Origin of the sequence: Pseudomonas sp. 20P_3.2_Bac5 (assembly GCF_025466035.1) — a bacterium.
Classification (GTDB): domain Bacteria; phylum Pseudomonadota; class Gammaproteobacteria; order Pseudomonadales; family Pseudomonadaceae; genus Aquipseudomonas.
In genome coordinates this window covers 145,601-168,861 of the sequence record NZ_JANLOA010000042.1, presented here as the reverse complement: position 1 = coordinate 168,861, position 23,261 = coordinate 145,601, and the positions used below count along the sequence as shown (strand labels likewise).

The window sequence follows — 23,261 nt, the reverse complement described above, 5'->3', positions numbered from 1 at the left end:
TGCCGGACGAGACCTCTCGCCGGCAGGTAGTGAATGGCTGACTCAGGCCTTGACCGCCGCCTGCAGGGCGATTTCCACCAGGATGTTGTCCGCCGCCATATTGGCCTCGACGGTCGCCCGCGCCGGCAGCGCGTCCTGCGGCACCCACTCGCGCCAGACCGCGTTCATCGCGGCGAAGTCCTGCACGGCATGTTTGAGCCAGATCTGCGCGAACAGAATGTGCGACTTGTCAGAACCGGCCTCGGCCAGCAGCGCGTCGATGCGCGCCAGCACCTGGGCGGTCTGGCCGGAAACGTCCTGGGTGCGGTCGGCCGGCACCTGGCCGGTGATGTAGACGATGCCGTTATGCACCAGCGCGTGACTGAGCAGACCGGGGTTGGGTTGCAGGCGGGTGATGGTCATGAAGGTGACTCCTGTTGCGGATAAAGGGGTTGGATCAGGCGATTTTCAGCACGGTGCGGCCGACCAGTTGGCCTTTGCGCATGCGGGCGAAGATGTCGTTGATATCGTCCAGGCGCTCGAGGCTGATCTGCGCTTTCACCTGGCCGCGGGCGGCGAATGCCACCGCTTCGTTGAGGTCCTGGCGGGTGCCGATATTGGAACCGGTGATCGACAGCTCCCAGCCGCTGATGGCCGAGATAGACGCGCGCACGCTGTCGGCGTCGCCGCCTGGCAGGCCGATGAACACCGCCGTGCCGCCGGGGCGCAGCATCTTCACCGACTGCTCGAACGCGGCATTCGCGGTGGCGGTCACCAGCACGGCGTGGACGCCGCCAGGGATCTGTTGCTTGAGGGTTTCGACCGGGTTGTCGAGGGCATCGATCAGGCATTCGGCGCCATAGCTGCGGGCCAGTTCGAGCTTGTCCGCGGACACATCGATGGCCGCTACACGCAGGCCCATGGCAATGGCGTACTGCACCGCGACATGACCGAGGCCGCCGATCCCCATGACCGCGACCCACTGTCCCGGCCGGGCACGCGAGCGCATCAGGCCACGGTAGGTGGTGACGCCCGCGCAGAGGATCGGCGCCAAGGCATAGAGATCGACATTGGGCGGAATGCTGGCGACGAACGCGGCCGGGGCAACCATGTATTCGGCATACCCGCCCTGCTTGCTGTAGCCGGTGGATTCGCGGCGCTCGCAGATGGTTTCCATGCCGCCGAGGCAGAATTCGCAGGTGCCACAGGCGCTGTACATCCACGGCATGCCGACCGCGGTGCCGATCGCCGGCTCGCTGACGCCTTCGCCGTGGGCAACGACATGGCCGGTGATTTCATGGCCGGGAATCAACGGCAAGGTCGGCAGGTCCGACCAGTCACCGTCCATGGCATGCAGGTCGCTGTGGCAGACGCCACAGGCGACGATCTGGATCAACAGTTCGCCGGGACCGGGTTGCGGAATCGGGACCTGTTCGATACGCAGGGGTTCGCCGACGCCGTGCAGAACGGCAGCCTTCATGGTTTGACTCATCGCTCTCTCCTGATACATCCACCCGGTTTTCGGGCAATTGGGCACCTATACCGCCAGCCTGGGCTGGCGACGGTGTGTGCGGGTCGAAAGATGTTGCCCGGGGGCGCTAGCCCACGGGACGTAAACTGCGTGTCGCGCTGGCGATGGTGCGCGCGGTATTGATCACTTTAGGTGCCAGTTGCTTGCGCGCGTCTTCCAGGTTCCAGCGGCTGAAGGGCACGGAGATGTTGACCGCCCCCAGCGGGTAGCCATCGGCGTTGACCACTGCGGCGGCGACGCTGATATCCCCGGCGAAATACTCTTCCTGGGCGTAGGCATAGCCTTCGCGGCGGGCCTCGGCGACCATCGTGCGCAAGGCGTCCAGGTCGGTGACCGTGCTCGCGGTGTAGCCCTGACGCTCGGAGGCGATCAGGATCGCGTCCGCTTCCGCCTCCGGCAGTGCCGCGAGGTAGGCGCGCCCCGCCGAGGTGCAGTACATCGGCAGGTGGCGGCCCAGCGGCATATGAATGGCGATCTGCTTGTGGCTCGGGAAACGGGCGACGTAGAGCATGTCCAGCCCGCACGGTTCAAGCAGGTTGCAGCTTTCCTCGACGTTGCGGTTGAGTTCGTGCAGGTACGGGTTGGCACGCTCGATCAACTCGCTGGTCTGCAGGTAGCCGGTGCCCAGGTCGAGTGACTTGGGCGCCAGGCGCAAGCGCTTGGTCACGGGCTCCTTGTACAGGTAACCCAGCGCTTCGAGGGTGAAGGCCGAACGTTGCACGGTGCTTTTGTTCAGCCCCGTCGCCTCGGCCAATTCGATCAGACTCATGCTCGGGCGTCCGGCACGGAACGCCGTCAGGATCGCCAGCCCCTTGGACAAAGCAGTAATGAACAGTGGCGAGTCTTCTGCAGTACTCATGGGGTTTTCCTTGTTTTTGCCGCGAAAAACGCGGTTATCACGGTGCTTTCAACGCTGTGTTTCATTCGAAATGACTCAAGACAATGCCAGGTTCCACGACCGGCGCGTTGCGTTCAAACCTGTCCACCGCGAAGGGGCGCATGCGCTCATCCACCTCGCCGCTGACGATGGCCTTGGCCAGTAATTCCCCGGCGGCCGGTGCACCGGCATGGCCGTAACACCAGCCCGCGCTGACAAACAGCCCCGGCAGTTGCTGATGGGCCCCCAACAGCGGCCCGAAATCCTTGGAGATATGCACCAGGCCGGCCCATTGACGCAAGATCCGCGCATGGCCCAACTGCGGAAACATCTCCAGATACGCCCGTGCCGTCGCCGCCATTACTGGCACATCGGCATTCAAGGTGTGCTGTGGTCGTTCGGCGACTTCGGCGCCGCCCACCACTTCGCCGCGCGCAGTCTGGTGCATGTAGCAGAGCCGATCCAGCAGCGCGACGGCGGGACCGATCAGGGGCCGGGTCGGTTCCAGCGCCATGGCTTCCAGGCGCATCGGGTAACCGTCCAGCGCCACCCCCGCCAGTTGCGCCAGGCGATTGCTTTCGGCGCCGCCGGCGAGGACCACGGTGTCGCTGGCAATCCACTGCTGCCCTACCCTCACCCCGGAAATCCGCCCGGCGCTCTGGTCGATGGCGGTGACCTCGGTGCGGTAGTGGATGGTCACTCCGCGTGCCTCGCACGCCTGCCGATAGGCATGCATGGCGGCATGGTGCGGCGCCACGCCACTGTCGGGCAGGTGCAAGGCCGCGCTCACCCGTTCGTGGGCCAGGGCCGGCAGCACTTCGCGCAGTTGCGCCGGGCTCAGCAGGCCGGAGGTGATGCCGCAATCCTTGTGCACTTGCCGCGTGCGTTCCAGCAGCGCCGCCGTGGTGTCCCGCTCGCCGACCATGGTGTAGCCACGGCGCGAATACATGACGTTCTCGCCCAGGCGTTTCGACAGCCCCTGCCACAGGTGGCAGGAATGGGCGAAGAAGCGCGTCCACTCCGGCGAACTGAACGCGCCGCGAATCAGCGTGCCGTTGCGGCCCGAAGCGCCGCCCTGCCAGTAACCGGCATCGAGCACGAGGATGTCGCGCACGCCCAGTTCCGTCAGGTTGAACGCCAGCGACAGGCCCTGGATCCCCGCGCCGACGATGATGATCGATGCCTTGCCAGGCAATGGCTTGACGGCATTCATTGCAGTGGCTCGACAACCGCAGCCAGGCCGGCGGCCTGGGCAACGGTCAAGGCACGGCGTGGCGGGCGCAGCGTCGGACGGGCCAATGCCGTCAGGGCGATACCGCTACGGGCACTGACCAGCGCCCGCAACAAATCCCAACAAGGTTGCCCCTGACAAGGGCCCATGCCGCAGGACGTCAGGCGCTTGATCACTTCCAGGTCGGTAATGCCCTGGGCGATCAGGGCCTCGACTTCATGACAGGACACGTCGAAGCACGGGCACAACAACGCCGCGTGCCGCGATCGCGCGGCCACCGGCAACGGCTGATCGGTTTCGCTCGCTGAACCCACCGTACGCAGACGGCTCTGGCGTTGCTCGCGCAATTGCAGCAAACCTTCGGCGCGACTCTGGAAGGTCAGGCTGGCTTCGGTCAACCACGGACCGGCATGAACCAGCGCATCGCACGGAATCGCTTCGTCGAACAGCGCCGCCGTGACCTGGTGGTGCCCCACTACCTGGCGCAGCCCAGCCACCGGCAGCGCGGCCACCACGTTCACGCCCAGTTCGCCCAAACGGCTGGCCACCGCCTGCTGGTCGCCATTGCCGACCACCACCACCCGTGCGCCCGGCGCGACTGCCTGTTGATGGGCCATGATCAGCGCCGTGCGTACCTCCATCACTCCGGGCAGCCACATGCCCGGAACCACGGGCGGGCAAGCGCGGCGGCCGCTGGCCAGAATCACTTCATCCGCCTCAAGGGCCAGCGCGCCTTGCGCCGGGTCTTCAGGCGCGGCAAGCAGCAGCTCGCCTTCACGATAGGCACCGAACACTTCGACGCCCGTCACCAGGCGCACCCGTGGGTCCAGCACCGGCCGGGCCACGCCTGCGGCGCAGGCAAAACGGGCCAGCGACTGGCCGCGGGTCACCAGCAATACATCACGTCCGCCGGCCGCCGCCTGATTGGCCGCAGCACAACCCGCCGGCCCGCCACCGATTACCAGCACGTCGGCACTCAGGTGCTGCGCCGCAGGCACGGCCACCTCGCCGGTGCGCTCAGCCGGTTTGGCTGAGCCCGCGAGAAACGCCAGCAGCGCCTCCCAGCGCTGGAACAGCGCCGTGCCGCTGGGCACCAGGTTGGTGTGTTCGAAACCGCCCTGAATCCAGCCCGCCGGGATCAGCCGCGACAGCCGCAACAGGTCGAACGTCGGGGTCGGCCAGCAGTTCTGCATTTCCACCCGTGCGCCGGCCGTCACCGGCAGCAGGTCCAGGCGCATGTTCGGCACACCGTTGACCCGCGCCAGCACGCCGGCGACGTAGTTGCCGGAATACCCCAGCGGACGGTGCGACTTGCGGCTCCAGGCGAGGGTGCGAATACCGTTGGCCAGCAACGCCACCGCGACGCTCTCGCCCTGACGGCCCTGCAGCGCACGGCCGTTCCAGTAGAACTCGACGCTGGCGGTTGCGGCGTGCCCGAGGCGCAGGTTGACGCGGCGGCTCATGCGGCGTTCCTCCGGGCCTCGCGCTGCGCCATGATGCTGATGCACAGCATGATGATCGACAGCAGGGTCATCAGCGTCGCGACCACAGCGATCAGCGGGTCGATCTCCGAGCGCAGCGAGCTGAACATGCGCTTGGTCAGGGTGGAACTGTCGCCGCCACTGATGAACAGCGAGATCACCGCTTCATCGAGGGAAATGGCGAAGGCGAACATCGCCGCGGCGATCACCGAAAAGCGGATCTGCGGCAAGGTCACGTCGAAAAACGCCCGCAACCGGGTGGCGCCGAGGATGCAGGCCGCCTGTTCCTGGGTCATGTCGTAGCTGCGCAGCCCGGCACTGACGTTGATCACCACGTACGGCAAGGCCAGCAGCGTATGCGCCAGCACCAGGCCGGGGATGGTGTTGTTCAGGTCGAGCCGCGCATAGACGAAGAACAGGCCAATGGCGATGAAGATGGTCGGGACGATCATCGGCGCCATCAACAGGCCGCGCAGCACCCCCGAAAGCCGCGACTGGGTGACGTGCAGCGAATACGCCGCGGCGGTGCCCAGGGTTGTCGCCAGCAGCATGGTCAGGGTCGCGGTAATGAGCGAGACCGTGGTTGCCGCGCGCCATTCCAGCGAGGCGAAATAGCTGAAGAACGGCTCGATGCTGAAGGACTTCGGCGGGAAGTTCAGGTAGCGCGCATCGGACAACGACATCGGGATCACGATCAGCGTCGGCAGCACCAGGAACAGCATCGTCACCAGCACCAGCAGGTACAGCCAGGAGGCGCGCAGCGCATCCGTCAGGGTTTGTTTCAGTCGGGCCATGATCTCACTCGCTGCGCCGGCCAAGGCCCGCGCTCCTCTTGACGATAAACAGCATGAGCAGGGTGGCCACCAGCAGCACCACACCCAGCGACGAGGCCGCGCCCCAGTTGGCGTACATCGACACATCGCTCTCGATCCGCATCGAGATCATCTGCACCTTGCCGCCGCCCAGCAATGCCGGGGTGACGTAGAAACCGAGGGTGATGACGAACACCAGGGTCGCGCCCGCGGCGAGGCCCGGCAGCGACAGCGGCAGGAACACATCGCGGAAGGCCCGGGACGGCGACGCGCCGAAGGCTGCGGCCGCCTGGTTGTAGATCGGGTCGATGCTCTTCATCGCGGCGAACAGCGGCAGGATCATGAACGGCAGCATGATGTGCACCATGCCGATCACCGTGCCGGTCAGGTTGTGCACCAGCGGCAGCGGCGCGTCGGTCAGGCCCAGGCTCATCAGCAGGTCATTGGCCATGCCGCGACGCTGCAGGATGATCAGCCAGGCATAGGTGCGCACCAGCAGCGAGGTCCACAGCGACACCAGCAACAGGCCCATCGCCAGGTTGGCCAGCCAGCGCGGGCCCTTGATCATGAAATAGGCGTAGGGGTAGCCGATCAGCACACAGGCGACGGTGACGATGATGCTGATCTTGAAGGTCTGGACGAAGGTCAGCACATAGATCGGCTCCAGCAGCCGGGTGTAGTTCTCCACCGTCAACTGGCCATTGGCATCGAACAGCGACAGCCAGAACAGCCAGCCGATCGGCAGCACGAAGGTCAGCAGTACCAGCAGCAGCGCCGGCAGCCCGGAGCCGAACAGGAACCAGCGTTGCCGCCGTTCCGCGCTGCGCAGCTCGCGCGCATTGCGCGCAACCGATCCGCCGCCGCTCATTGCTCGTCTCCCACCACCAGGGTGTCTTGCAGGTGCAGGCCGAGCACCACGCTCTCGCCACGGGCCGGCAGGCGGCCGCTTTCGGAACTGCGGGTGGGCTGGCGGATCGCCACAGCCATGCCCTGCCCCAGGTCAATCTGCACCAACTGGCTTTCGCCCTGGAAAATCACATCGGTGACGTTGCCGTGCAGCAGGTTGTAGTCGGCGGCGTTGGCGGTCACGAACTGGAGTTTTTCCGGGCGCACCACCAGGCTCGGGTTCTTCAGTCCCGCGGCGATGCCGGCGGCACGCAACGGGCGGCCCTGAAACTGCACCTTGCCGTCCTGCAGGGTGACCGGCAGGCAGGACGACTCGCCGACGAACTCGGCAATGAAGCGGTTCGCCGGGCGCTCGTAGAGGTTGATCGGCGTGTCGATCTGGCGAATCCGGCCCTTGCTCATCACCGCGATGCGGTCCGACATGGTCAGGGCTTCGCGCTGGTCGTGGGTGACGTAGACCACAGTCATGCCCAGGCGCTCGTGCAGGCGGCGCAATTCCAGTTGCATGGTTTCGCGCAGGCGTTTGTCGAGGGCCGAGAGCGGCTCGTCCATCAACAGGATCTTCGGCTCGAAGACGATGGCGCGGGCCAGGGCGATGCGCTGGCGCTGACCACCGGACATTTCGGTGATACCGCGCTCGATCAGGTGATCCAGCTCCACCGTGGCCAGCGCCTGCTCGACCCGCTGGCGAATGTCCGCACGGCTGTAGCCGCGCAGCTTCAACGGGTAGGCGACGTTCTGGAACACGTTCATGTGCGGGAACAGCGCGTAGCTCTGGAACATCATGCCGACGTCGCGCTTGTGCGGCGGCTCGAAGATCATCTCGCGACCGCCGAAGCGAATACTCCCGGCGTCGGGCCGGACGAACCCGGCCAGGGCCATCAGCAAGGTGGTCTTGCCGGAACCGGAAGAACCGAGCAAGGAGAGGAATTCGCCGCTCTTGATCGACAGCGAGACATCATCCAACGCAGCAAAGCTGTCGTAGGTCTTGGTCAGGTTTTCAATGTCGATGGACATCGAAAGTTTAGCGTCTTCGGACATGCTCACACTCGGCACAATTCGGACGTCCAGCGTCCTTTTTATCGAAGGTGGGGGGCCTTGGGCGCCCCGCCCCACTTCTCACATCACCTGCGGCGGATCAGTTGGCGAGGAACAAGGCGAACCGCTGGCGCACCGCTTCCTGATTCGCCACCCACCACTCGGGCGACACCGTGACCACCTTGTCGATGTTCTGCGGCGAGGTCGGCAGGCGCGCGGCCAGTTCCTCGGTAATCACCGGCAGCTCGTAGGCCTTGGCATTCACCGGCGAATACGGGATCAGCGTGGCCAGGGCCGCCTGGCTTTCAGGCTTGATGATCTCGGCGATCAGCTTCATCGCCAGCGCCTTGTTGGGCGAACCCTTGGGCACGATCAGGCAGTCATGGCTCAATAGCGCGCCGTCGAAGCTGTAATTGACCTTGTCACCGCTGGCCTTGACCTCGGCGACGCGACCGTTCCAGATCGCCAGGAAATCCACCTCGCGGCTGCGCAGCAACTGCGCCGAATCGGCGCCCGCGCTCCACCAGTTGGCGACCTGCGGCTTGATCCGGGTGAGCACCTTGATCGCTCGCTCCACATCCAGCGGGTACAGGTCTTTTGGCGCCACGCCATCGCCGAGCAACGCCGCTTCCATGGTCAGCCAGGGCTGACGGTAGAGGGCACGGGCGCCCTTGACCTGCGGATCGAAGAATTGCTGCCAGTTTTTCGCTACCGGTGCGCCGCTGTCTTCGGCCCAGGCAACCACGGTTGCGTAGGCGTGACTGGCGATCCAGTGGCTGGCAACCACCGATTTGTCGACATGGGTGGCATCGATCACCGAATAGTCCAACGGCTCGGCCAGCCCTTCCTGCTGGGCCTGGGCGCACTCGGTGCTACCCAGTTCCACCACATCCCACTTCGGCTTGCCCGACATGACCTGGGCACGAACGGCGGCCAGGCCGTCCATGTTGTCTTCCTTGATGGTGATGCCCAGCGCCTTCGCGGCGGGCTCGAGGTAGGCCTTGCGCTCGGCGTCCTGCAACGCGCCGCCCCAACCGGAGAAGGTCAGGCTGTCGGCCAGCACCGCGGAACTCGCGGCCATCGTCAACGCGGCGACGACGGCCCCCTGAAACAGGCTTTTCTTGAGAGTCTTCATAGTGGCCGCCTTGTCAATTCTGGATGAACAGGTCGAAACGACGTTGTACTTCAGCCTGATGCGCCTGCCACCAGACCGGGTCGAAGAACACCACCTTGTCGAGGTTGGCCGGCGCCGTCGGCAGCGTCGCGGCCATGGCGGCGGGGATGATCTCGGTGTCATAGGCCTTGACGTTGATCGGCGGGTTGGGGATCAGGGTCACCAGGGTCGCCTGGCTGTGCGGCTTCATGATTTCGGCGATCAGTTTCATCGCCAGCGCTTTGTTCGGCGCGCCTTTAGGCACGACCACGCAATCGTAGTCGAGCAAGGCATGGTCGTAGGTGTAGTCGACGTCATCGCCGGACTGCTTCAACTCATCGACCCGCGAGGCCCAGATCGCCAGCGCGTCCACTTCACGGCTACGCAGCAGTTGCGCGGAGTCGGTGCCGCTGCGCCACCAGTTGATGACTTGCGGCTTGATGCGTTCGAGCACTTTGAAGGCCCGGTCGACATCCAGCGGGTACAGCGCCTTGGGCGACACGCCGTCGGCAATCAGCGCCAGTTCGAGCGTGGTATAGGGCTGCCGGTACATCGAACGCGAGGCTTTCACCTCGGGGTCGAAGAAGGCTTTCCAGGTTTTCGGCGTGGTGTCGCCGGCATCGTTGGCCCAGGCCAGCACGGTGGAATAGGCGTTGCTGGCGATCCAGTTCTTGCCGTAGAAATTTGCCGCCACGCCTTCGGTGCTGATCACCGAGTAGTCCAGCGGCTCGGTCAGCCCCTGTTCTTGCGCCAGCACGCAATCGTTGGACGCCAGCTCGACCACGTCCCACTTGGGCTTGCCCGACATCACCTGGGCGCGCACGGCGGCCAGGCCATCCATGTTGTCTTCCTGGATCTTGATGCCCAGCGCTTCTTCCGCGGGCTTGAGGTACGCCTTGCGCTCGGCGTCCTGCAGCGCGCCGCCCCAGCCGGCAAAGGTCACGCTCCCCGCGGCCTGCACCTGGGCCACGGCACACAAGGACAGGGTCAATGCCAGCCCCGCCATTCGCTTGTTGGTTGATCGCATTTTCAACTCCTGAGGTTATTGTAATTAGACAGTTGAATCGAACGCCGGGCGTTGCTGCCCCTGTTGCTGTTGTTATACCGGGAGACGTTGCTCGTCTGCCTCGCTGGCCACTCCGGGCCTGTCTCGCTGCTTACTGCGCATCCTTGAAACGGTACCAGGCGTAGGCCATTCGCTGGCCGATCCGCAGAAACGGCTGAAACGGAAAACGCCTCGGGCTCTGATGGAGAAAATCGATGCCCGTGGGCTGCTCGTCACCGGCCACCATCTGCGCCAGGCGCTTGCCGGTCTGCACCGAGAACGACACGCCGCTGCCGGCATAACCGCCACCGGAGAACACGTTGTCCAGGCCTGGCACGCGGCAAATGAACGGCAGGGAGTTTTCGCTGACCGCCACCCAGCCGCCCCAGTTGTAATCCACCTCGATGCCCTGCAACGCGGGGAACTTGCGGCACAGCGCGTCGTGCAGGTTTTGCCGATGGCGCGGGTTTTCCGCGTCGCGGCCGGTGATGGCGCTGCGGCCGCCGAACAGAATGCGGTCGTCCGGCAGACGGCGGTAATACGAGAGCAGGTTGCGGGTATCGAACATGCATTCGCTGCCGGCCAGGCTCTGGCGTTTCTCGTCGGCGGTCAGCGGGCGCGTCACGATGATCTGCGAATGGACCGGCAACACCCGGCCGGCCGTGGCCTTGTTCAGCGCGCCGGAGGTGTAGCCGTTGGTGGCCACCACCACGCGACGGGCCGTCACTACGCCGCCCGGCGTCACCAGCCGGTGCCGGCCGTTGTCGCTGTGCCAGTCAGTCACCGGCGAGGCCACATGGACCTTGGCCCCGGCTTCGCGAGCCAGGCGCTGGATGCCCCACGCCAGCTTCAACGGGTGCATGGAAAAACCGTCCGGCATGTACAGCGCCCCGAAAGCCTCCGCACCGCTGTGCACCCCGTGCACCTGGGCCCCGTCGACAAAGCGGGCGCCGTAGTTCAAGACGTCGTTGTAGAGACTGACTTCACGCTTGAGCGCCGCCACATGCCCGGCATGACTGGCGACCTTGAATACGCCGTCCGGCTGCGCATCGCAGTCGATCTGCCCTTCACGGATCAGCCCGCGCACCGTGTTCAAGCCTGCCGACATTTCCTCGAAATAGGCTTTGGCCGTGCTGGCGCCATAGCGCTCGATCAGTTCGGCCAGCGGCACCCGGCCGCCGGAAATGCGGGCGAAGCTGCCATTGCGACCGCTGCAGCCCCAAGCCACCTGATTCGCCTCGAGGACCACGGCGCGAATGCCGTGCTCGCGGGCCAGGTGCAGCGCGCAACTCAAGCCCGTGTAACCGGCGCCAATGATCGCGACCTCAACGTCCATGGCCCCGGAAACCGGCCCATCATCCTGCGGTGCGGTGCCCGCCGTATCTACCCAGTAGGACGCGGAATGTGGCAATCCGACGCCTGGGTGCGCATTGACCAGTGGATCGTACAATTTATTCTCCGTATCGCTGTGCGATATACATAAATCACTTGAGCGAAATATTCGATCAGATAGTGATTCATGTCAATCGAAAATCTTGAGAGCCGTGCAAAACAAAAACGCCGTCCCGGATTCCCGAGGCGGCGTAAGGCAGGACAGCGAACAGGCGATATCAGGCGCCAGAGCGCCCGGACGGGGGTTTAGCGGCCCGTATCGTGTGCAGGAAACACCCGGGCGCACAGGTAATCGACGAACACCCGGACTTTCGGCGACGCGTGCTTGCTCGCCGGCCACAGCACATTGAACACACCCGTGCGCCCCACATGGTCATCCAGCACCGGCACGAGTTGGCCATCGGCAAGCAACTCGCGGATGGAAAAGTCCGGCAGGCAGGCGATGCCCAGCCCCTTCAGCACGAAGTGCACCCGAGTCTCGATGTTGTTGCAGATCATCGAGGTGGGCAGTTGCAACTCGGCCGCGCCTGGCGCCAGTTGCAGCGTCCAGGGTTCGAGCTTGCCGCTGTAGGGAAAGCGGAAGTGGAGACAGGTGTGTTGCAGCAGGTCCTCGGGCACCCGGGGTGTACCGCGGCGCGCCAGGTACGCGGGGGCGGCGACCAGGATTGAGCGGAAGGCGCCCAGGCGGCGGGCGGTCAGGCGCGAGTCGCAGGGTTCTCCTGTGCGCACCACGGCGTCGAAGCCCTCCTCGATCACATCGACCAGCCGGTCGGTGAAATCCAGGTCCAGTTCGATGTCGGGATACTCGCGCATAAAGTCGGCGAGCACCGGCAACACCAGCGGACTCACCAGCGGCAGGCTCACGCGCAACCGCCCGCGTGGCGCGGCGCTGGCCTCGGACAACTCCAATTCCGCCGCCTCGATTTCGGACAGGATGCGCCGACTGCGCTCAAGGAACAGCGACCCCTCCGCGGTCAGCGTGACGCTGCGCGTACTGCGGTGGAACAGGCGAACGCCCAGGCGTTCTTCCAGACGCGCCACGCTCTTGCCGACGGCGGACGCTGAAACGCCCAACAGCCTGCCGGCAGCGACAAAGCTTCGAGTTTCCGCGACCTGGACGAAGACGGCGAATCCATTCAAGCGGTCCATACAACACCTCGATTGCGGACACCTGTGTCCGTAGAGCAAGGAACTCTACTCGGGTTTTTCTTTAATCGCCGGATTTCTATTGTGTGTAGCAGGTGCATTTCGGGGGTTCCCCCATCGCTGGCAAGCGGCGCTAGATCTAAAGAGCACTGAATCCCTTCCACACAACCACGAGATGCATAGATACCCATGCCACAACCAAGCAACCCCACACACCACCCCTTACCGATTGCCGCCCTCCTGGCCCTGGCGCTGGCAGGCTTCGTCACGGTCCTGACCGAAGCGCTGCCGGCCGGCTTGCTACCGCAGATCAGCGCCGGCCTGGAGATTTCCGAGGCGCTGGCCGGGCAGCTTGTCACGGTCTATGCGATCGGCTCGCTGCTGGCGGCGATCCCGCTCATCACCCTGACCCAGGGCCTCCGTCGGCGCCCGCTGCTGCTGGTGGCGATTGCCGGTTTCGTCGTCGCCAATACCCTCACCGCCCTCTCCGGTAACTATGTCCTGACGCTGGTGGCGCGCTTTCTCGCCGGCATGTCCGCCGGCCTGCTGTGGGCGCTGATCGCGGGCTACGCCGCGCGCATGGTGCCCGAGCACCAGAAAGGCCGGGCCATCGCCATCGCGATGGTCGGTACGCCGGTGGCGCTGGCGCTCGGCGTGCCGGCCGGCACCGCGCTCGGCACACTGCTGGGCTGGCGCCTGTGTTTCGGCATCATGAGCGTTCTGGCGCTGGGTTTGATGCTCTGGGTGCGGCTCAAGGTGCCGGATTTCGCCGGGCAGACGGCGAGCCAGCAGCGCTCGCTGGGGCAGGTGTTCCGCCTGGCGGGCGTGCGTTCGGTGCTGTTCGTGGTGCTGGCCTTCGTGTTGGCGCACAACATCCTCTACACCTACATCGCGCCCTTCCTCGCGGCGGCGGATATGGCCGCGAGCACCGGCCTGGTGCTGCTGGTGTTCGGCGTGACCTCGCTGCTGGGCATCTGGATCATCGGCGTGCTGATCGACCGTTATCTGCGCGCACTCACCTTGGCCAGCACGGTGCTGTTCGGCCTGGCAGTGCTGGCACTCGCCGTGGCGAGTGATGTTCCGGCGCTGGTGTATGTGGCGGTGGCCGTCTGGGGCCTGGCCTTCGGCGGCGTGGCCACGCTGTTGCAGACCAGCCTGGCGCATACCGCCGGGGACGCCGCCGATGTCGCGCAGTCGATGCTGGTCACGGCCTGGAACCTGGCGATCGCCGGTGGCGGCATTTTCGGTGGCGTGTTGCTGGACCGCTTCGGTGTCGGCGCCTTCCCGCCGGCGTTGCTGGTGCTGCTGACCGCGACGCTGGTGGTGGTGTGGGCGGCCCGGCACCACGGCTTCGCGGCGACAACGGCGGATACATCGGGCGGGCAGCATCTTCACTCCAGCGATCTCACACCTGTCCTGCGAGAAAGCCGTGATTAGATGACGCGCCTTGTCACTCACGGAGAACACGATGTCCTCGGTATCCGATACAGGCGCGGTGCCCGCGCCTGGGTTGTTCGGCACGTTTTGCCTGAGCAGCTACCTGCTTTCACTGTCCTACGGCACCACCTTCCTGCTGGCAAAGATGCTCAGTGCCCATGGCGGCAGCGAGTCCGATGCGGGCTCGGTGATTTCCGTGGCGATGCTCAGCACCTTCCTCGCCGTGATCTTTTCCGGGCACCTGACCGACAGGATGGGCGCGCCGAAAGCCATCGCAACCGGCGCGGTCTTCCTCGCCGCCGCCTGCCTTGGCTTTGCCCTGGTGCCCGGCGGCGGCACCGCGCTCTTGCTGTTCGGCCTGTTGCTCGGTTTTGGCTGGGGCGTTTTTTACACCCTGGGGCCGATCATCGTCGCAATGATCATCGAGCCGGCGCGTCGGGTTAAGTACTTCGCCCTGCTGTCGGGCAGCATGATGACCGGCATCGGCACCGGCCCCCTGGTCGGGCGACTGTCGGAAGCGCTGGGGTATCCAGTGGCGGCGGCCTTTGTTGTCGCGGCGGTGACAAGCTTGCTGGGCGGCGCCCTGTTCCTGCTGATGGGCCCGCGGATTCGGCAACAGCAAGCGAATCTCGGGCCGGTGGTGGTGTGCCGGATCACCCCCGCCGCCGCACGCTCGGTGCTGGGCTCCAAAGCGGCCTTCGCCATTCTCATGGTGGGCCTGGGCGGCGCGATCTTCGGTGGGCTTTCCAGCTTCCAGACTTCATACGCCACGCTAAAATATCTGGATTACTCGTTGTTTTTCCTTGGTTTTATGTCTGCCGCGATTTCCTGCCGGCTGCTGATCGCCGGGTTTATCGTCAAGCGCGATCCTTACCGCACCGCCTGCGTGCTGACCGCATTGATGGTGGTCTCGGTGCTGATGTTCATGTTCCTGGTCGACAGTGCCGCCACCTATTTGCTTGCCGCCGTCGTCCTCGGCGTCGGCTACGGCCTGACCTATTCGGTGATCAACGGCCTGGCGGCCAATGAAGCGCCGGTCGGTCATACCGCACAGTCGCTGCTGCTGTTCAGCCTTGCCTACTTCGTCGGGGTTTTCGGTTTTCCGTTGCTGGCCGGCTCGATCATCGTCCACGCGGGCATGCCGGCGTTGTTGCAACTGGTTCTGCTGATTGCCCTGGTCAATTGGGCGATTACCCTTGGGCGACTGGTGTGGCGAAGCCAGCGCGGCCAGATCGGCCCGCCTTTGCGTCATTAAAGATTCCTTCACCCATCCCACGCCGCGACTCATCTACGCTCAGCTCAAACTTTGCGTGGAACTCCGCCGATGGAAATGGACTGGCATCAAGCATTGCAGGAGAGCCTGCGCTGGCTGGCGATCGCGTCACTCATCACCTTCATCTCGCTCGCGGTCTGCGCCACGCTGGTGGTGCGCTTTACCCGTTGGGGCCAGCAGTTCTGGCAGATCGCCGGGCCGTACCTGCGCCCGCGACACAGTTGGCGGCCGATGCTGGTGTTCAGTCTGCTGCTGTTGCTGACGCTGTTTGCAGTGCGCCTGAACGTGCTTTTTTCCTTCTGGTACAACGGCTTCTACAGCGCTTTGCAAGGACTGGATGAAGTGGCGTTCTGGTATTTGCTCGGGGTGTTCGCGGTGCTGGCGACCATTCATGTGCTGCGCGAACTGTTCACTTATTACGTGACCCAGGCCTTCAGCATCCGCTGGCGCACCTGGCTCACCGAGCGCCTGACCCGTGACTGGATGGACGGCGATGCCTACTATCGCGGCCAGTTTCTCGAACACCCGGTCGACAACCCGGACCAGCGTATCGAACTGGACGTGAATACCTTCGTGACCGGTTCGGTGACGCTCACCCTGGGCGCGGTCAGCGCCTTGGTGTCGTTGGTGGCCTTCACCGCGATTCTCTGGGGCCTGTCGGCGCCCTTGACGGTCGCCGGCGTGGAGGTGCCGCGCGCCATGGTGTTCGCGGTGTACGTCTATGTGCTGATCGCCACCTGGATTGCGTTCAAGCTCGGCAAACCGCTTATCCGCCTCAACTTCCTCAACGAAAAACTCACCGCCAACTTCCGCTATGCGCTGATGCGGCTGCGCGAATACGCGGAAAACGTGGCGTTCTATCAGGGCTCGACGATCGAGCGGGACACCTTGCTCGGCCGCTTCATGGCCTTGATCGGCAATGTCTGGGCGCTGGTGTTCCGGAGCCTGAAGTTCGATGGCTTCAACCTGTCCGTCAGCCAGGTGGCCGTGGTGTTTCCGTTCATTCTCCAGGCTCCACGCTTTTTCAGCGGGGCGATCAAGCTGGGGGACGTGATGCAGACGTCCCAGGCCTTCGGCCAGGTGCAGGATTCGCTGTCGTTCTTCCGCTCGTCCTACGATGCCTTTGCCCAGTACCGGGCGACACTGGACCGGCTGACCGGTTTTCTCGATGCCAACGAACAGGCCCGGGAATTGCCGCAGGTATTGCGCGTGAACCAGGCCGAGGCTCTGGAGATCCGCGCTCTGCAGGTGCTGCGCCCCGATGGCCATCACCTGCTGGACAACCTCAACCTGCGCCTCGCCCCCGGCCAGTCATTGCTGATCAAAGGCCCTTCCGGTTGCGGCAAGACCACCCTGCTCCGCGCCGTCGCCGGACTCTGGCCGTATGCCGAAGGTGAAGTGCGTTGCCCGGGTGGCACGGCGGCGCTGTTTCTGTCGCAGCGGCCTTACCTGCCACTGGGCGAACTGCGCACCGCCGTCGCCTATCCGGCCACCGGTTCGCCGACCGACGACGAGCGCCTGCGGCAGGCCTTGCGCCAGGTCAATCTTGCGCATCTCGCGGACAAGCTGGGTATCAGCGATGACTGGGCGCGCATCCTGTCCATCGGCGAGCAGCAGCGTCTGGCATTCGCCCGGGTGCTGGTCAACCAGCCGCGGATCGTCTTCCTCGACGAATCGACGTCGGCCATGGACGAAGGTCTGGAACACGCACTCTATTCGCTGCTGCGCGAGCGCATGGGCGACAGCGTGCTGGTGAGCGTCGGCCACCGCGCCACGCTGGCGGGGTTCCATAGCCATCATCTGGAGCTGGATGGCAACGGGGCGTGGAAGGTCCACGAAATGGCGGAAAAAGTGGACTAACACAACCGCCCGCCGGGCAAAGGCCGAAGCTTAACAATGGATTGCGCGATGCTTGGCATTTTGAAAAGCAGAAGTCCGCAATGTCTTATCGGCAGCGCTGTAATTTACTTAAACCTTACTTAGCACTGACAAAATTGGATCCCGGACGCTGTTAGCATTTTTTGGTCAATAGCAAGCTAAGCAACTTCGATGACCAATCAAACCACAGACCTCTGGCAAATCCGCGCCCGCCAGCTCGACGCCTATCGCTGGGCACTCTGGCGTGAACGTTATGGGCTGATCGGCGCAGCCGTGCGGGTCGTGCGTGATGCGATCCTCGATTTCAAGTACGGCATCGGCGCGCGACTACGCGCGAGCACCGCCCCGGACAGCGCTGCCAAGCGAATACTGGTGCTTCACGGCTCGCCGAAACTGCTGGCGCAGCGGCGCAAGAACGGGCTGATCAAAGCGCTGCGCGAGCGCGGTCACGAAGTGGTCGAAGCCGCCATCGAGCCGCTCGACGTGGCCATCCGACAGAAACTGCTGTATCGCCCATCGGCCAAGGTGCCACTGCGTTACTACGCCCATGCCGCTTACGCCGAATGGCTGGCGCGGCATCACCAGCCGGGGCTGGTGCTGAGCGAGCGGCATGGCAGCCTGGTCACCCCGTTTCTGCGCTTGTCCCTCAATGCCCAGGACAAACACCTGGCGCAACTGGCCCACGCTACCACCGTCGAGCGTTCGCGCCGGTTGAGCATGACCGACTACGACTACTACCTGCTGTTTGGGCAAAGCTCGCTGGCGGCGCTGCAACGCCGGACGCTGCGCTTCGGCACCACCCAGGCCATTCTCACCGGTTCCTACCTGATCGATCAGCGCTACGACATGCCGCCGGCCACCAAGGACCCGCACGTACTGGTGCTGGGCGTGGGCCCCGACAAGGAAAAGCGCCCCGGCTATCAGCGCACCTACGCGCTGATCCGCGACTGGGCGGCCCGCCATCCGGACGTTCCCGTCAGTTTCAAACCGCACCCGCGAAGCCCGATGACGTTCTGGAAAGACGCCTCGGCAGCGCCGTCGAACCTGCGCCTGCTGTCGCCGGACATGCCCCTGGCCGAGGCGCTCGAACAGAGTTCCGTGGTGCTCAGCATCATGTCCAACGCCGCGCTGGAGGCCAGCCTGGCGAGCCGTCCGGTCATCTACATCAACACCAGCGAGGACGAAGATGACCTCGAACAGACCCGCTTCTTTGGCGAGTGCGTGACCAGCCTGGAAATGCTCGACGACCGTCTCGCCTGGCTGTGCGGGCACTACCAACAGGCGCTGCGCAGCGCCCGGGCATTCGCCGACTACCACCTCTCCCACGGCGTCCACGGCCAGCGCAAGACCGCCGAGGCCATTGACCGCCTGATCCACGGGCAGCCACTGCCTACCACTCGACTGGAAGGAACCCTGGGGTGATCGCCAAGAAAATCCACTACTGCTGGTTCGGCGGCAAACCGATGCCCGTGCTGGCACGCCGCTGCCTCGCGTCCTGGGCCTACCACCTGCCGGACTACGAGCTGGTGCGCTGGGACGAAAGCAACTTCGACGTCTACAGCCATACCTTCACCGCGGCGGCCTATACCGCCAAACGCTATGCCTTCGTCGCCGACTACGTGCGCATGCAGGTGCTGCACCGTGAAGGCGGCATCTACCTGGACACCGACGTCGAGGTGCTGGGTGCGTTCGACGACCTGCTCGACAACGATTTCTTCATCGGCCTGGAATGGGACGACCGCTTCGGCACCTCGGTGATAGGCGCCGCGCCCGGCCACTGGCTACCCAACGCGATGCTTGCCTACTACGACCGGCAGCGCTTCGACGAAACCCGGCTTTCCAGCCTGGTCAACGTCAACGAGGTCAGTCGCCTGCTGCTTGCCAAGGGTTTTGCCGGCGTCGAGCACGAACAAGTAATCGGCTGGGACCGGGTATGCCCGGTCGGGGTCTTTGCCGACCCACGCCATCAGGCGCCAGTTGGCATCCAGCCCGTCGCCCGGCACCTGTACGCCGGAAGCTGGCGCAATCGAGAGCGCAAAAGCGCGCTCAGCCGCACATGGCGCGCACTGCGCAAAGCGCCGGGCAACCTTGGCCATGGCCTGCAACTGTGTCGCTACACGGTAGCCGCCCGGCTTGCCCAAGCCTTTGGAGAGTGAACCCGTGAAAGCCGTTTTTGCCGCAGGCAGCGCCAATGTGGGCGACGAATTGAACGAATGGATCTGGCCCGCCCTGCTCGGTGACGTCCAGCAGAAAGGCGCTGCGGTACTGGGCGTCGGCACCATATTGAACGAGCACTTCTGCCGTCGTGTGGCGGATGCGCGAAAGATTCTGGTCATGGGTTCCGGCGCCGGATACGGCCCGGTCCCCGCCCTCGACGAACGCTGGAGTTTCCATGCGGTGCGCGGCCAGCGTACCGCGCGGGCGCTGGGGCTCGACCCGGACCGGGCGGTGGCGGATTCCGCCTACCTGCTCGCCAGCCTGGACTGGGCGTCCCTGCGCCAGCCGCACGGCGAGATAGTGGTCGTGCCCCACCATCGTTCGCTGCGTTATGTGGATTGGCAGCAGGTTTGCGAACGCGCCGGGGCCCGTTTCGTATCGCCGCTGCTACCGGCGGCGCAGTTCATGACAGCAGTGGCCGGCGCGCGGTTGGTGCTGACCGAAGCCATGCACGGGGCGATCCTCGCGGACATTGTTCGAGTGCCCTGGCAAGGCTTCGCCTTCGGCGGCCAGTTCAACGCCGACAAGTGGCTGGATTGGGCGGAGATGTTCGACCTGGATCCCCAGGTACGCGCCCTGCCCGGCTTCTACGATCCGGACCGCTTCAGCGAGGATCGCCCGCTGCGCTATCACGTCGGCAAAGTGCTCAAGGTGCACCTGAGCCGGATCGGCCTCGGCCGCGAGAAGTGGAAACGCATAACGCTGCCGTCATTCCGGGCGCACGCCGCAGGCAGACGGCTCGCCCAGCAATTGCGCGCGTTGGCGCAGACGCCAGGGATGCTCAGCACGGATGCTGTGCTGGCCCAGCGGGTGGATCAGCTTTATGAGCGGGTTGACCAATTGCGTGCCGAATTGAATGCGCAGCCCGTGGGTCGATTGACGGGTGACCCGCTGCTCTTTTTGCGCTGAAACAAGGGTGGAGTACATTTGTGCTCCAGCCAGATCCCACTGGGATGAATAAGTCCGCAACAAAGACACCCCACAGCAATTAACCCCGCCCCTGTCATCAAACCGTTATTAAAATTCTTTCATCGGTTTGACACTTTCGTTAATTGAAACGGCCCGAAGTTACCGCAACAATAACTCGCCGCCCCTTCCCGGGTGAAAACGCCACAGGCCCCACGGCCAGCGCCGCTCCGTCAATCAAGACCCTGCCGACCTCGACTCAAAGTTCTCGAGGCGAACGGTTTCGCGCGGCCGAAAGTTTCAACCAACCTCAATCCAGGTTAATCCAGAAGTTCCCGGCGCAATGTGTTCGCCATGAAACATGGGTAACCCGCTTATCAACTGGTGAACATATGACTTCGAATACGACCCTGGAACGCATTCTGCTGACCGGCGCCACCGGTTTTCTCGGCGGTTCGGTAAGCGCCCAACTGATCGCCGAGGGCCAAGGCGCGAACCTGTCGTTTCTGGTGCGTGCCGAAAACCGCGAACAAGGTCTGCAACGCCTGCGCGACAACCTGCGCCAACACGGCGTCAGCGAAGCCGCCAGCCTGGCGCTGGAACCTGCGCAAATCATCTGCGGCGACTTCCTCGACACCACCTGGCTGCCCCGCGAAACGCCACGCCTGATGCAGATCGACCGTGTGATCAACTGCGCCGCAGTAGCGTCGTTTTCGAAGAACCCGACCATCTGGCCGGTGAACGTCGAAGGCACCTTCGCCTTCGCCGAGGTCATGAGCCGTTCCAAGCGCCTCAAGCGCTTCCTTCACGTCGGCACCGCGATGTGCTGCGGCCCGCAACAGGCCTCGCCGATCAGCGAGTCCTGGGTGTTTCCCGAAGCGCGCGAGCAACTGGTGGACTACACCGCGTCCAAGGCGGAAATCGAACGGCGCATGAGCGAGGAACTGCCCGGCCTGCCGCTGGTGGTCGCGCGGCCGTCGATTGTCGTGGGGCACCGGACCCTCGGCTGTCAGGCGTCCGGCAGTATTTTTTGGGTGTTCCGCATGGGCTTTGCCCTGGAGAGTTTCACCTGCGGATTGGAGGAGCAGATCGACGTGATCCCCGTCGACTACTGCGCCGAAGCGCTGATCGGCCTGACGCTCAAGCCAACCCTGGAACACGACCTCTACCACATCTCCGCCGGGCATCAGGCGGCCTGCACCTTCGCCGAAATCGACGCCGCCTTCGCCCAGGCCAACGGCGCGGCGCCGGTGGGCGAGCGCTACCGCAAGATCGGCGTGGACGACCTCAAGCAACTGGCCGGCGACTTCGAATCGCGCATCGGCCCGGCCAACCCGCGTCTGGTCCTGCGGGCGTTGCGCCTGTACAGCGGCTTTGCCGACCTGAACTACCTGTTCGACAACAGCCGGCTGATCAATGAAGGGATTGCCATGCCGCCGCGCTTCACCGACTACCTGGGCGTGTGCGTGCAGTCGTCCAGCGGCGTAAGCATCGCCACGCAGATGCAAGCCGACTTCAAGTAACGCCCAGCTTCAGCGCGCGGCCTTGCGCTGCGCGCCGAAGATCAACCGCCTCAGGCTATCTCGTCGAACGCCACCACCCGGTTGCGCCCGCTCTGCTTGGCCTGGTACATCGCCTGGTCGGCCTGGCGCAGCAGGTGCTGGTAGTCCGGGTGACCGTTGTACGTCGCCACGCCGATACTCACCGTCACCCGATGCTTCCTGCCGTCGGTGAGTTGCAGTTTTTCCTCTTCGATCTTGCGGCGCAGTTTCTCCGCGACTTTCAGCGCGTTGTTGTCGTTGATGTCCACCAGGATCATCAGGAACTCTTCGCCGCCCATGCGGAACACGTAATCGCCCGCGCGGCTGTGGCTGCTGAGGATTTCCGCGGTCTGCTGGAGAATCATGTCGCCGGCGTCGTGGCCGAAGTTGTCGTTGATCGATTTGAAATGGTCGATATCGATGGACAGTACCGAGAAGCGCTGCCCGGTCTTCTGCGCAATGGTGATTTCATTGCCGATCACCACTGGCAGAAATTTGCGGTTGAGCATGCGCGTCAGCACGTCACGGCCGCTTTCCAGTTCATTCGCGGTGTTGAACAGGCTGTCGAGGTTGAACATCAGGCTCTTGGTCTGGTCGCGGATTTCCCGCAGCAGGCCCATCCGCGACGCCTCCGAGGCGGCCAGGAACATCGGCAGAAGCACCTCGTCCATGTTGCGGATGATCTGCAGGATCTGGTTGCTCTCATCGGTGTTCTGGAAGGCATAGGCGCCTTTGTGACGGAACCACAGGCCGAAATCCGAGGCCGCCAGCCGGGGCAGGTTGACGCCGTTGGAGCCCATCACCAGGTCGAACATCAGGCTGTTTTCCCAATCGAGCAAGGCGCCGCGCTGGCGTTCGCGCTCGGTGGTGATGTTCTGCAGCACCGAGAACAGCCGGTAGCCTTCTTCGTTGCGCGAGTTGCGGTCATGGGAGCGGGAATAGGCGTGGCTCATGATTTCCATGGCCAGGTCCATGCTTTCGCTGGCCAGGTGCAGCGCTTGCGCCCGGTCTTCCACAGGCCAGTCCTGCTGAATGATCAGTTGGAACAACTGCTTTTTCAGGTTGCGCGCACCGCTCAGCACCAGGTGCAGCGGGACGTCGATGCGCGCGTGAACTTCGCCGACCTGCTTTTGCAGGGCCACCAGGGGCAGGAAGTCACCCTCGGCGGACGCCGAATAGACCTTGACCAGCCAGGCCTGCATCGAACTGCCGAGGCGGTTCTTGACCTCGTCGTGGGACAGGATCAGCGAGGCGTTGGGGTCCGCCAGCATGTGTTCATAGAAGCGAGCGGCAAGGGTGACCTTGTTGCTTTCGACCAGGCTCTTCAACGATTGAATGAGTGCGCCGGGAAAATGCGCAACCATGTTGTGCCATTCCCTGGCTTGTATTTCTGGAGCGACGCTGGGCATGTGGGGCCT

At 64.3% G+C, this 23,261-nt stretch carries 20 protein-coding genes; 7 read left to right on the top strand and 13 right to left on the bottom strand.

The window, feature by feature from the left end; translation table 11 throughout:
• Window positions 1–42: 42 nt before the first annotated feature.
• From NTD88_RS06985 to NTD88_RS06930, 12 genes are all read right to left on the bottom strand, one after another.
• On the bottom strand, window positions 43–402 hold the full coding sequence (locus tag NTD88_RS06985; RefSeq protein ID WP_095153413.1) for a RidA family protein: 360 nt from the start codon (window positions 400–402) through the stop codon (window positions 43–45).
• 34 nt (window positions 403–436) lie between these two features.
• Window positions 437–1,471, bottom strand: coding sequence for a zinc-dependent alcohol dehydrogenase (locus tag NTD88_RS06980; protein ID WP_262156238.1), 1,035 nt, complete (start codon window positions 1,469–1,471; stop codon window positions 437–439).
• Window positions 1,472–1,577: 106 nt separating this feature from the next.
• Window positions 1,578–2,369, bottom strand: a complete 792-nt coding sequence (locus NTD88_RS06975; RefSeq protein WP_095153415.1) for an IclR family transcriptional regulator — start codon at window positions 2,367–2,369, stop codon at window positions 1,578–1,580.
• Between the two features lie 61 nt (window positions 2,370–2,430).
• Complete coding sequence (locus tag NTD88_RS06970; protein ID WP_262127854.1) at window positions 2,431–3,600, bottom strand: NAD(P)/FAD-dependent oxidoreductase; 1,170 nt, start codon at window positions 3,598–3,600, stop codon at window positions 2,431–2,433.
• Window positions 3,597–5,081: a 2Fe-2S iron-sulfur cluster-binding protein gene (locus tag NTD88_RS06965; RefSeq protein ID WP_262156237.1), complete on the bottom strand. Its 1,485-nt coding sequence runs from the start codon at window positions 5,079–5,081 to the stop codon at window positions 3,597–3,599. The genes NTD88_RS06970 and NTD88_RS06965 overlap by 4 nt, the downstream gene beginning before the upstream one ends.
• The gene (locus NTD88_RS06960; RefSeq protein WP_262156236.1) at window positions 5,078–5,893 is read right to left on the bottom strand and encodes an ABC transporter permease; all 816 of its coding nucleotides are present in this window, start codon (window positions 5,891–5,893) and stop codon (window positions 5,078–5,080) included. The genes NTD88_RS06965 and NTD88_RS06960 overlap by 4 nt, the downstream gene beginning before the upstream one ends.
• A 4-nt stretch (window positions 5,894–5,897) precedes the next feature.
• Window positions 5,898–6,779: an ABC transporter permease gene (locus tag NTD88_RS06955; RefSeq protein WP_262156235.1), complete on the bottom strand. Its 882-nt coding sequence runs from the start codon at window positions 6,777–6,779 to the stop codon at window positions 5,898–5,900.
• Window positions 6,776–7,858, bottom strand: coding sequence for an ABC transporter ATP-binding protein (locus tag NTD88_RS06950; protein WP_177454381.1), 1,083 nt, complete (start codon window positions 7,856–7,858; stop codon window positions 6,776–6,778). The genes NTD88_RS06955 and NTD88_RS06950 overlap by 4 nt, the downstream gene beginning before the upstream one ends.
• A 97-nt stretch (window positions 7,859–7,955) precedes the next feature.
• Complete coding sequence (locus NTD88_RS06945; RefSeq protein ID WP_095153419.1) at window positions 7,956–8,990, bottom strand: ABC transporter substrate-binding protein; 1,035 nt, start codon at window positions 8,988–8,990, stop codon at window positions 7,956–7,958.
• A gap of 13 nt (window positions 8,991–9,003) precedes the next feature.
• Window positions 9,004–10,035, bottom strand: coding sequence for an ABC transporter substrate-binding protein (locus NTD88_RS06940; protein WP_262156234.1), 1,032 nt, complete (start codon window positions 10,033–10,035; stop codon window positions 9,004–9,006).
• Between the two features lie 130 nt (window positions 10,036–10,165).
• Window positions 10,166–11,503: an NAD(P)/FAD-dependent oxidoreductase gene (locus NTD88_RS06935; RefSeq protein WP_262156233.1), complete on the bottom strand. Its 1,338-nt coding sequence runs from the start codon at window positions 11,501–11,503 to the stop codon at window positions 10,166–10,168.
• 188 nt (window positions 11,504–11,691) lie between these two features.
• Complete coding sequence (locus NTD88_RS06930; RefSeq protein ID WP_262156232.1) at window positions 11,692–12,594, bottom strand: LysR family transcriptional regulator; 903 nt, start codon at window positions 12,592–12,594, stop codon at window positions 11,692–11,694.
• Between the two features lie 186 nt (window positions 12,595–12,780).
• Here NTD88_RS06930 and NTD88_RS06925 point away from each other — a divergent pair, with 186 nt between their 5' ends.
• The 7 genes from NTD88_RS06925 to cprA all read left to right on the top strand — a co-directional run bounded on the left by NTD88_RS06925 (window position 12,781) and on the right by cprA (window position 21,825).
• Window positions 12,781–14,028, top strand: coding sequence for an MFS transporter (locus NTD88_RS06925; protein WP_262156231.1), 1,248 nt, complete (start codon window positions 12,781–12,783; stop codon window positions 14,026–14,028).
• A gap of 31 nt (window positions 14,029–14,059) precedes the next feature.
• The gene (locus NTD88_RS06920; RefSeq protein ID WP_262156230.1) at window positions 14,060–15,283 is read left to right on the top strand and encodes an MFS transporter; all 1,224 of its coding nucleotides are present in this window, start codon (window positions 14,060–14,062) and stop codon (window positions 15,281–15,283) included.
• A gap of 69 nt (window positions 15,284–15,352) precedes the next feature.
• Entirely contained in the window at window positions 15,353–17,161 is a 1,809-nt protein-coding gene (locus tag NTD88_RS06915) for an ABC transporter ATP-binding protein/permease (protein ID WP_262156229.1), read from the top strand.
• Window positions 17,162–17,350: 189 nt separating this feature from the next.
• Window positions 17,351–18,601: a capsule biosynthesis protein gene (locus NTD88_RS06910; RefSeq protein WP_262156228.1), complete on the top strand. Its 1,251-nt coding sequence runs from the start codon at window positions 17,351–17,353 to the stop codon at window positions 18,599–18,601.
• Window positions 18,598–19,335, top strand: coding sequence for a glycosyltransferase family 32 protein (locus NTD88_RS06905; protein ID WP_262156227.1), 738 nt, complete (start codon window positions 18,598–18,600; stop codon window positions 19,333–19,335). The genes NTD88_RS06910 and NTD88_RS06905 overlap by 4 nt, the downstream gene beginning before the upstream one ends.
• 4 nt (window positions 19,336–19,339) lie before the next feature.
• On the top strand, window positions 19,340–20,305 hold the full coding sequence (locus tag NTD88_RS06900; RefSeq protein ID WP_262156226.1) for a polysaccharide pyruvyl transferase family protein: 966 nt from the start codon (window positions 19,340–19,342) through the stop codon (window positions 20,303–20,305).
• Window positions 20,306–20,694: 389 nt separating this feature from the next.
• Window positions 20,695–21,825 carry a cationic peptide resistance protein CprA gene (cprA, locus tag NTD88_RS06895; RefSeq protein WP_262156225.1) on the top strand — a complete coding sequence of 377 codons (1,131 nt, stop codon included), beginning with the start codon at window positions 20,695–20,697 and terminating at the stop codon, window positions 21,823–21,825.
• 50 nt (window positions 21,826–21,875) lie between these two features.
• Here cprA and NTD88_RS06890 read toward each other — a convergent pair whose 3' ends face one another.
• Window positions 21,876–23,207 (bottom strand): diguanylate cyclase, encoded by a 1,332-nt coding sequence (locus tag NTD88_RS06890; protein WP_262156224.1) that lies wholly within the window; start codon window positions 23,205–23,207, stop codon window positions 21,876–21,878.
• Window positions 23,208–23,261 lie beyond the last annotated feature (54 nt).

What these genes read in the sequence shown, in the direction of transcription:
- NTD88_RS06985 (WP_095153413.1), bottom strand. Translation starts at nt 402, where the DNA reads ATGACCATCACCCGCCTGCAACCCAACCCCGGTCTGCTCAGTCACGCG.
- NTD88_RS06980 (WP_262156238.1), bottom strand. Translation starts at nt 1,471, where the DNA reads ATGAGTCAAACCATGAAGGCTGCCGTTCTGCACGGCGTCGGCGAACCC.
- NTD88_RS06975 (WP_095153415.1), bottom strand. Translation starts at nt 2,369, where the DNA reads ATGAGTACTGCAGAAGACTCGCCACTGTTCATTACTGCTTTGTCCAAG.
- NTD88_RS06970 (WP_262127854.1), bottom strand. Translation starts at nt 3,600, where the DNA reads ATGAATGCCGTCAAGCCATTGCCTGGCAAGGCATCGATCATCATCGTC.
- NTD88_RS06965 (WP_262156237.1), bottom strand. Translation starts at nt 5,081, where the DNA reads ATGAGCCGCCGCGTCAACCTGCGCCTCGGGCACGCCGCAACCGCCAGC.
- NTD88_RS06960 (WP_262156236.1), bottom strand. Translation starts at nt 5,893, where the DNA reads ATGGCCCGACTGAAACAAACCCTGACGGATGCGCTGCGCGCCTCCTGG.
- NTD88_RS06955 (WP_262156235.1), bottom strand. Translation starts at nt 6,779, where the DNA reads ATGAGCGGCGGCGGATCGGTTGCGCGCAATGCGCGCGAGCTGCGCAGC.
- NTD88_RS06950 (WP_177454381.1), bottom strand. Translation starts at nt 7,858, where the DNA reads ATGTCCGAAGACGCTAAACTTTCGATGTCCATCGACATTGAAAACCTG.
- NTD88_RS06945 (WP_095153419.1), bottom strand. Translation starts at nt 8,990, where the DNA reads ATGAAGACTCTCAAGAAAAGCCTGTTTCAGGGGGCCGTCGTCGCCGCG.
- NTD88_RS06940 (WP_262156234.1), bottom strand. Translation starts at nt 10,035, where the DNA reads ATGCGATCAACCAACAAGCGAATGGCGGGGCTGGCATTGACCCTGTCC.
- NTD88_RS06930 (WP_262156232.1), bottom strand. Translation starts at nt 12,594, where the DNA reads ATGGACCGCTTGAATGGATTCGCCGTCTTCGTCCAGGTCGCGGAAACT.
- NTD88_RS06925 (WP_262156231.1), top strand. Translation starts at nt 12,781, where the DNA reads ATGCCACAACCAAGCAACCCCACACACCACCCCTTACCGATTGCCGCC.
- NTD88_RS06920 (WP_262156230.1), top strand. Translation starts at nt 14,060, where the DNA reads ATGTCCTCGGTATCCGATACAGGCGCGGTGCCCGCGCCTGGGTTGTTC.
- NTD88_RS06915 (WP_262156229.1), top strand. Translation starts at nt 15,353, where the DNA reads ATGGAAATGGACTGGCATCAAGCATTGCAGGAGAGCCTGCGCTGGCTG.
- NTD88_RS06910 (WP_262156228.1), top strand. Translation starts at nt 17,351, where the DNA reads ATGACCAATCAAACCACAGACCTCTGGCAAATCCGCGCCCGCCAGCTC.
- cprA (WP_262156225.1), top strand. Translation starts at nt 20,695, where the DNA reads ATGACTTCGAATACGACCCTGGAACGCATTCTGCTGACCGGCGCCACC.
- NTD88_RS06890 (WP_262156224.1), bottom strand. Translation starts at nt 23,207, where the DNA reads ATGGTTGCGCATTTTCCCGGCGCACTCATTCAATCGTTGAAGAGCCTG.